Raw genomic sequence first — 8,148 nt, 5'->3', positions numbered from 1 at the left:
GATGACGTTGATGGTGGATCGCGCCGGTCAGGTGCTGACTCCGGCGGTGCGTGCGGAACTGCGCGCCAGCCAGACCAGGTGATGTAGGTGACGGACCAGAGATGGAACAGCGGCGGCTGGGCGCCTCCGCCCAAGCCACAGCCCCAGTCGCAGCTGCACCCCGACCCCGCCTCACCCGTCCGCCCGTACGCGGTGACGGGTGGGCGGACGGCGCCCAGGGTCAAGCTGGCGATGGAGGCCCTGGTGTCCTCGGCGACCGCCGAGCACCGGGAGTTCTCGCACATCACGCCGGAGTATCAGGCGATCAGCCAGCTGTGCAGGCAGGTCCGGTCGGTGGCCGAGGTGTCGGCGCTGCTGCGGATCCCGCTGGGCGTGGTGCGTGTTCTGATCGCCGACATGGCGGCCGAAGGTCTGGTCCGCGTGCATCAGCCACAGCTGGACGCCGGTAGGCCGGACGTAAATCTGCTCGAAAGGGTGCTCAGTGGACTTCGCAGGCTCTAGCCCCGGCTTGACTTCAACGAAGATCGTGGTGGCCGGCGGTTTCGGGGTGGGCAAGACGACGTTCGTCGGCGCGGTCTCGGAGATCATGCCGTTGACCACGGAGGCGGTGATGACCGACGCCTCCGCGGGGATCGACGACCTGGGCATGACGCCGCTGAAGTCGACCACCACCGTGGCGATGGACTTCGGCCGCGTCTCGCTCGACCGCGACCTGATCCTCTATCTGTTCGGCACGCCGGGCCAGCACCGGTTCTGGTTCATGTGGGACGACCTGGTGCGCGGCGCGATCGGCGCGGTCGTGCTGGTGGACACCCGCCGCCTGGCCGACAGTTTTCCCGCGATCGACTATTTCGAGGAGGCGCAACTGCCGTTCGTGGTGGGCGTCAACGGCTGGGACGGCCAGTACCCGCACAGCGACGCCGAGGTGCGCGACGCCCTCACGCTGGCCCCCCACATCCCCCTCGTACGGCTGGACGCGCGCTCCAAGGACTCGGTCAAGAGCGCTCTGATCCATCTGGTCGAGCACGCCCTGTCGATCAGGATGGCGGTGCCGGGCTGGAGCGGCGGCGGCTGATCAGGCCCGCCGCCGCCCTTCCGCTCAGCGGGGCCGGGCCTCGATGAGGCTGGCTCCCGAGCCCAGCTCGACGACCTCGGTCAGGTGCAGGTCCGCCCGGTCGAGCAGCGCCCGGTACTCCTCACGGCTGCGCTCGGTGCCGCCGTCGAAGATCGCCAGCATCCGCATGTCGATGTCCTTGCCCAGGTGCGGCGCCTCGTCGTCGGGCAACGCCACCTCCAGCACCAGGACGCGGCCGTCGGGGTTCATCGCCCGGCGGACGTTGCGCAGGATCGTGACCGCGTCCTCGTCGTCCCAGTTGTGCAGGACGCTGGCCAGCAGGTAGACGTCGCCGCCGGCCGGGACCTCGGCGAAGAAGTCGCCGGTGACGACCTCGCTCCGCTCACCCAGCCCCTCGGCGGCCAGCAGCTCCCTGGCCCGGCCGGCCACGTGCTCCAGGTCGAACAGGATGCCGCGCATGTCCGGGTTGGCGTGCAGGACGGTGGCCAGGATGTGGCCCTTGCCGCCGGCCACGTCCACCATGGTCGCGGTGGCCGGGAAGTCGTACCGCTTGGCCAGGCCCTCGGTGAAGGGGATGGCGCGGGCGGTCATGTAGTCGTCGAACAGCTTGCCCGCTCCCGGGTTCGCCGCCAGGTACTCGTACAGGTGGCCGTAGCGGGCGACGAAGGCCGAGCCGCCGTCGCGCACGGTGGCGGGCAGGTTGCCCATGGCGTGCCAGAAGCCCTCCTCGCCGAGCATGCGAACCGACGAGCGCACCGAGTCCGGGACGTCCGAGCGCAGCGCCGTGCCGCGCTCGGTCAGGTCGTAGACGTCCGGCCCGGCACCGCGGACGACGCCCATCCCGGCCAGCTCCCGCAGGACGCGGCGCAGCCGCGGGGCGTCGGCGTCGCAGCGGGCGGCCAGGTCGGTGGTGCTGAGGGGACCGTGGGCGAGATGGTCGGCCAGGCCGAGCTCCGCCATGGTGAGCAGAGCGGCGAAGCGCGAGATGTCGGCCACGGCCCCCCAAAGGAGGTCATCCGAGTGGGACATGGGGTCCTTCCCGATAAGTCAGACGTTGCGGTTGGCCTGCCGGTGCCAGACCAGCAGGCGGTGCTCGGCCAGCACGAACAGCCCGTTCACCAGGTAGCCCAGGATGCCGAGCAGGGCGATCGTCGCCCACACGCCGGGGCCGTCGAAGCTGCGCTGGGCCTGCAGGAGCTGGTAGCCGATGCCGTCCGTGCTGCCGAACAGCTCGGAGATCACCATGAGGATCAGCGCCAGCGACAGGCTCAGCCGCAGCCCGGCGAAGATCTTCGGCGACGCGGCGGGCAGCACGACCACGCGCAGGCGCTGCCCCTTGGACAGCCCGAACACGGTGGCGGTCTCGGTGTAGGTGCGGTCCACGGCCCGGACGCCCTCGATCGTGTTGAGCAGCACCGGCCAGATCACGCCGAACACGATCGTGGCGAGCTGCATGCTCAGCTGCGCGTGCGCGGTGCCGGCGAACAGCGCGACGAACAGCGGCAGCAGCAGCGGCGGCGGGATCGCCCGGCCGAACTCGAACAGCGCGTCCACGTAGTCGGTGGCCGCCTTGGAACGGCCGAGCGCCACGCCGAGCAGCACCCCGAGCAGCGAGGCCAGGATCCAGCCGCTGAACATGCGACCGAGGCTGGGCAGGATGTTGCCGACCGCGTCCTCGGTGAGGAACAGGTGGGAGACGGGCCCGGAGAACCACATCTCGTACATGCTGGTGACGATGGTGAGCGGCGGCGGGAAGTCGCTGTCGCCGATGAGCCGCGCCAGCAGCTCCCAGACGACGAGCACGACCGGCACCACCCAGAGCCTGGACAGCCGCCTCACGATTCCGACGCTCCCATCCGGACGCGGTGCCAGCGGAACAGCCGCCGTTCGCCGGCCAGCAGGGCGAGGTTCGCGAACACCCCGAACGCCCCGGCCCAGAACGTCGCCGCCATGATCAGGTCCATCCGGTTGCCGCTGCCTGCCTGGATCGTGTAGACCCCGATCCCGGCCGTGCCGCCGGCCAGCAGCTCGGCGCTGACCGCGAGGACGAGCGCGATGCCGGCCGCGATCCTGATGCCGGTCGCGACGAAGGGGGCGGCGCTCGGCAGGCTGACCCGGCCGAGCACGGCGAGCCGGCCGAAGCCGAAGCTGCGCAGCGACTCCTTGGCCAGCGGGTCCACGTCCTGCATGCCGTACAGGGTGTTGATCAGGATCGGCCACATCGACGCGTAGACGATGACCGAGACCTTCATCAGGCCGTCCACCGGGATCAGCAGGATCGCCAGCGGGATGATCGCCACCGAGGGGATCGGGCGCATGAACTCCAGCAGCGGCCGGATCGCCCGCTCCACCGGCGGCACCGCGCCCAGCAGCACGCCCAGCGGCACGGCCACGACGATGGCGATGAGCAGGCCGAGCGCCCAGTTCGCGAGGGTGGTGGCCAGGCCCTCCAGGAACACCGGGTCGGCGAGGAGACGCGCGGCTTCGTACAGGATGACGGAGGGCGCCGGGAAGATCACGCCGTCGCTCAGCGCGAAGCGGATGACCAGCTCACCGGCGATGAGGAACCCCGCGGCGCCGGCGGCGCCGCGGAGCAGACGCGCGGAGTTCATCAGCTTGCAGGGGCGGCGATGACCGACTTCACGTCGATCGGGCTGGTGAGGTACTTGTACTCCAGCATCAGGTCGGCGACCTTCTGCAGACGGTTCTCGTTCAGCTCGCTCGGGTACGTGCCGAGCGTGATCACCGAGGCCGTCTTGGCGTCGATCTTGGTGTACTTCGGCAGCGTCTCCTCGATCGCCTTGCGGTCACTGGAGGCGAGCTGCTGCGCCTTGGCGATGGCCCGCTGGAAGGCGGCGAGCGTCTTGGGGTACTTCTGCACCCAGTCCTCAGTGGCCATCCAGCCGGCGATGGGGAGGTCCTCCGTCTGGCCGGTCATGGTGTCGGCGAGCTTGCGGAAGCCGAAGGCGCTCTGGTTGGCGGTGACGAAGGGCTCGGTCATCCAGCCCGCGTCCGCCTGCCCGGTGTTGAGCGCGTTGCCCTGGTCGGGGAACGGCTTCTCGGCGAAGTTGACGTCCTCCTTGGTGAGGCCGGCGACCTTGAGCTGCGTCTCCACGGCCAGGGTGGCGACGTTGTTGAGGTTGTTGACGTAGACCGTCTTGCCCTTCAGGTCCGCCACCGTCTTGATGGGGGAGTCCTTCGGCACCATGATGTTGAACGTGTTCGGCGCGGCCTGGTACATGTCCGCGACCAGCTTGATCTTCTTGCCCTTGCTCACCGCGAGGAAGGTCGAGACGTAGTTGGTCTGCGAAATGTCGAGGGCGCCGCTCTCGATCTGCGGCAGCGCCGCTGCGCCACCGGTGATGGTCTGCGGCTCGACGGTCAGTCCCTCTTCCTTGAAGAAGCCCTTGGCGTTGGCGAGATAGACCGAGACAGCGTCGGGCACGGGGAGGGCGCCGACCTTGATGGTGGTCTTCTCCAGCCCCTTGCTGTTGGCCGAGGTGTTCGCGGTTTCGCCGCCGCCTCCGCCGCAGCCGGCAAGGGTGAGCGCCAGAGCCACGCCGACGACAATGGCGTGGCCGCGCATGGTGCGTGTCATGGGGGGGTTCTCCTACCAGGGGGAAGTTCCGGAGATCGGCACGGGATGCCGGGCGTGAAGCGTACCGGAGCAGAGTTCGGATCTACAGCGCTATGCCGCGTATATGTAGGTTTATCGCGAAAATATGACAAATCAACGTTATAGATGTAAATCTAGAGATTAAGTATGGTTAGTGGTGATTTGTCCGGATTGGGACGGTGGTTGCGCTCCGTGTGCGATGGCATGCGACGTGAAGGGAGTGCGATGTGGAACGGTTGAAAACGGCTGAAACGTTGGCCTAAGTATGAGGTTTGTGCTCAAATTGGGCCTCGAACTTGCCTGCGATCACTCGTCCGCGTGACGAAGCCGCTGATTCCCCCTGAAGCAGGCCACGGCGAGAGGTTGCCACCAGTGAGGACAAAAACGACCGGACCCGGTCGTGGCAGGGCTCCGGACGCCCCGGAAAAGGCCGCGGACGGCGAGGTGCAGCAGGCCCACCCGCCCAAGGCGGGCAGCCCGTTCGCGCTGCGCAACTGGCGCGTGCGTACCCGCCTCATCGCCCTCATCGCCATCCCCACGGTCATCGCCGTCATCCTGGGCGCCCTGCGGGTCACGACGTCGATCGCCAGCGCCCAGCAGTACCAGGACATCAGCAGCGTGGGGACCCTGGTCGCACAGCTCGGCGAGCTCTCCCGCGACCTCGGGCTCGAACGCGACCTGGCCACCCGCCACGTCGCCACCAACCGCGGGGCCTCCGACGAGCAGCGGCTGAAGAGCCAGCACGAGATCGTCGACAAGCGCATCGCCAGCACCCTGGACGCGGCGAAGAAGTCGGAAGCGTCCCTGTCCGACCTCGGCAAGAAGGCCCTCGACCACATCCGGGTCCGGCTCAGCCAGATCCCCTCGATGCGCAAGACGGTCGCCGAGACCAAGCTCCCGCCGCTGCCCACCAGCGAGAAGTACTCAGAGGCCATCGCCGAGCTGCTGCAGCTCTACGACGAGCTGGGCCAGGGCTCCACGGACGAGGAGATCATCGCCACCAGCGCGGCCCTGCGCGCCGTCGCCCGCGCCGAGGAGGAGGCGTCCAAGCAGCGTGGCCTCCTGACCAGCGCGCTGATCAGGGGCGCGTTCGAGGAGCCGGAGTACAACGCCTTCCTTGACGCCCGATCCCGCCGCAACAGCGAGCGCGACGCCTTCCGCGCCGTCGCCACGCCCGCGCAGCGCCAGTTCTACGACAACACCGTCGCCAGCCTGAAGATCGGCCGCGCCGAGTTCTACGCCAGCCGCGCCGTACTGCTGCACAACGCCAACCAGTCGCTGCGCCGGCTCGACACCTCGACCAGGGACGACACCGACCAGTGGTTCCAGTCCATCACCGAGACCGTCGAGCGCCTGCACACCGTGCAGAAGTCGCTGTCGGAGCAGATCGCCACCCGAAGCGCCGACATCGCCAGCAGCGACCGGCAGCTCGCCGCGATCAACATCGGCATCGTGGCCGGCCTGCTCGTCCTGGTCCTCGCGATCACCGCCCTGATGGCCGGCTCGCTGGTGCGCCCGCTGCGCCGTCTGCGCGGCGACGCCCTGAAGATCGCCGGCCAGACGCTGCCCGACCTGGTCAGGCAGCTCCGCAACACCGACGTCAGCCCCGAACAGCTGCACGTCCCGCCGATCGAGGTCAACTCCAAGGACGAGATCGGTGAAGTCGCCCGCGCCTTCGACGAGGTCCACCGCGAGGCCGTCCGACTGGCCGGCGAGGAGTCCAGGCTCCGCTCGAACGTCAACGCGATGTTCGTGAACCTGTCGCGCCGCAGCCAGACGCTGGTCGAGCGGCAGATCACCCTCATCGACGGCCTGGAGCAGGGCGAGCAGGACGAGCAGCGGCTCGGCAACCTGTTCAAGCTGGACCACCTGGCCACCCGTATGCGGCGCAACAGCGAGAACCTGCTGGTTCTCGCCGGTCAGGACCCGCCGCGTCGCTGGAGCCAGCCGGTCAAGCTGGTCGACGTCGCCCGCGCCTCCCTCTCTGAGGTCGAGAACTACGAGCGCGTCGTCCTGGAGGTCCCCGAGGGCGTCTCCATCGCCGGCCAGGCCGTCAACGACGTCATCCACCTGCTGGCCGAGCTGGTGGAGAACGCGCTGTCGTTCTCCCCGCGCGAGACCCGCGTCCCCGTCTCCGGCAGCAGGATCGACGGCGGCGGGATCATGCTCTCCATCAGCGACTCCGGCATCGGCATGACCGGCGACGAGCTGGTCCAGGCCAACGAGCGCCTGACCGACGCCCCCACCGTGGACGTGTCGGTCTCCCGCCGCATGGGCCTGTTCGTGGTCGCCAGGCTGGCCCACCGGCACGGCATCAGGGTGCAGCTCCGCCCGCACGGCTCCGGCGGTCTGACCGCCATGGTCCTCATCCCCGAGTCGCTGCTCGGCGCGCAGCCGGCCGCCGTCGCCGGCGCGGGCGGCAATACCGCCGCCTCCGCCGGCCGCGAGGACGCCTTCGCCGCGTCCCAGCCCGCCGCCGGCGCCCAGCAGTGGCCCGGCGCAACGGGCTTCGGGCTCGCCCCCGGGCACCCGTCCTACCCGTCGTACCCGTCCGAGCCGGCCGGAGGGTCGTGGCCGTCGATGCCGGCCTCGCTGCCCTCGTCGATGCCGTCCTCCACGCCGTCCTCGATGCCGTCCGCCATGCCGCAGTGGCCCTCGACCGAGTCGACGAACACCGGCTCCGACTGGTTGCCGGACTCGTCGTCCGACGTCTGGGTGTCCTCGCGCGGCCCGGTCACCGGGGAGCACGCGCCGCCGCAGCGCGGCCTGCCGCCCGAGGAGTCGCGCCCCTGGTCGGCCCCGCAGGAGACGCCGCTGGCCGCGCCCAAGTACGACTACCCCGAGACGGAGTCGGCCGCCACCGGCCCGATCCCCGTCGTCAAGCCCGCCTCCGGCGGGGACGAGTACCTGCCGATCTTCGCCGCGGTGGAGTCGGCCTGGTTCGACCAGGGCGAGCCCAGCGCCACCTGGGGTTCGGCCAAGGCCGACGCCGGCTGGAGCGCGGCGGCGTCCGTGGTGGAGCCCGCACGCGACGGCTCGACGGCGGCCGGGCTGCCCAAGCGGGTGCCCAAGGCCAACCTGGTGCCCGGATCGGCGGACACGGCGTCCGCGCCCAAGGGCGTGGCTCCCATGCCGTCGGTCTCGCCGGACCGGGTGCGCAGCAGGTTGTCGAGCTTCCAGCAGGGCTTCCGAGCAGCGCGGGACGACATCAGCGAGGGCAGGACATACCAATCCGGCTCTAGGAACGACAGTAGGGAGGAGGGCGCGTGAATGACCTGAGCCACGCGGCACGCGGAGTCGACTGGTTAATCACCGACTTCGTCAGTACCGTCCCGGGGGTCGCGCACGCGGTGGTCGTGTCATCCGACGGGTTGCCGCTTGCGGCCTCGTCGGGTTTTCCGGCTGACCGGGCGGATCAGCTGGCTGCGATCGCGTCGGGGCTGGTGAGCTTGACGCA

General features: G+C 69.6%; 8 protein-coding genes. 4 read left to right on the top strand and 4 right to left on the bottom strand.

The window, feature by feature from the left end:
- The first annotated feature begins 153 nt into the window (after window positions 1-153).
- Both AB0J97_RS51300 and AB0J97_RS51295 read left to right on the top strand, forming a co-directional pair.
- Window positions 154-501, top strand: coding sequence for a DUF742 domain-containing protein (locus tag AB0J97_RS51300; RefSeq protein ID WP_352350491.1), 348 nt, complete (start codon window positions 154-156; stop codon window positions 499-501).
- A 7-nt stretch (window positions 502-508) separates the two neighbouring features.
- Window positions 509-1,075 (top strand): ATP/GTP-binding protein, encoded by a 567-nt coding sequence (locus AB0J97_RS51295; RefSeq protein ID WP_352329408.1) that lies wholly within the window; start codon window positions 509-511, stop codon window positions 1,073-1,075.
- A gap of 24 nt (window positions 1,076-1,099) precedes the next feature.
- On the opposite strand, the gene AB0J97_RS51290 is transcribed toward AB0J97_RS51295, so the two are convergent.
- From AB0J97_RS51290 to AB0J97_RS51275, 4 genes are read right to left on the bottom strand one after another with little or no spacing between them, the layout of a single operon-like run.
- Window positions 1,100-2,104 (bottom strand): methyltransferase, encoded by a 1,005-nt coding sequence (locus AB0J97_RS51290; RefSeq protein WP_364104664.1) that lies wholly within the window; start codon window positions 2,102-2,104, stop codon window positions 1,100-1,102.
- 18 nt (window positions 2,105-2,122) lie between these two features.
- A complete protein-coding gene (locus AB0J97_RS51285) occupies window positions 2,123-2,914 on the bottom strand; it encodes an ABC transporter permease subunit (RefSeq protein ID WP_364104661.1) in 792 nt (263 codons plus the stop codon).
- Entirely contained in the window at window positions 2,911-3,687 is a 777-nt protein-coding gene (locus AB0J97_RS51280) for an ABC transporter permease (RefSeq protein ID WP_364104658.1), read from the bottom strand. The genes AB0J97_RS51285 and AB0J97_RS51280 overlap by 4 nt, the downstream gene beginning before the upstream one ends.
- Window positions 3,687-4,673, bottom strand: coding sequence for an ABC transporter substrate-binding protein (locus AB0J97_RS51275; protein WP_357695395.1), 987 nt, complete (start codon window positions 4,671-4,673; stop codon window positions 3,687-3,689). The genes AB0J97_RS51280 and AB0J97_RS51275 overlap by 1 nt, the downstream gene beginning before the upstream one ends.
- Before the next feature lie 390 nt (window positions 4,674-5,063).
- On the opposite strand from AB0J97_RS51275, the gene AB0J97_RS51270 reads away from it, so the two are divergent.
- Together AB0J97_RS51270 and AB0J97_RS51265 are read left to right on the top strand one after the other, a co-directional pair.
- Window positions 5,064-7,961 (top strand): nitrate- and nitrite sensing domain-containing protein, encoded by a 2,898-nt coding sequence (locus tag AB0J97_RS51270; protein ID WP_364104653.1) that lies wholly within the window; start codon window positions 5,064-5,066, stop codon window positions 7,959-7,961.
- Window positions 7,958-8,148, top strand: a 191-nt coding sequence (locus tag AB0J97_RS51265) for a roadblock/LC7 domain-containing protein (protein ID WP_364101988.1), incomplete at its 3' end; no start/stop codon positions are given. The genes AB0J97_RS51270 and AB0J97_RS51265, both read left to right, overlap by 4 nt.

Source organism: Nonomuraea sp. NPDC049607, assembly GCF_040675375.1.
Taxonomy (GTDB): domain Bacteria; phylum Actinomycetota; class Actinomycetes; order Streptosporangiales; family Streptosporangiaceae; genus Nonomuraea.
This window is presented reverse-complemented; position numbering and strand designations above follow the sequence as displayed.

Bases quoted from the DNA above. Each gene is read 5' to 3' on its own strand.
- AB0J97_RS51290 (WP_364104664.1), bottom strand. From the start codon at position 2,104: ATGTCCCACTCGGATGACCTCCTTTGGGGGGCCGTGGCCGACATCTCG.
- AB0J97_RS51280 (WP_364104658.1), bottom strand. From the start codon at position 3,687: ATGAACTCCGCGCGTCTGCTCCGCGGCGCCGCCGGCGCCGCGGGGTTC.
- AB0J97_RS51275 (WP_357695395.1), bottom strand. From the start codon at position 4,673: ATGACACGCACCATGCGCGGCCACGCCATTGTCGTCGGCGTGGCTCTG.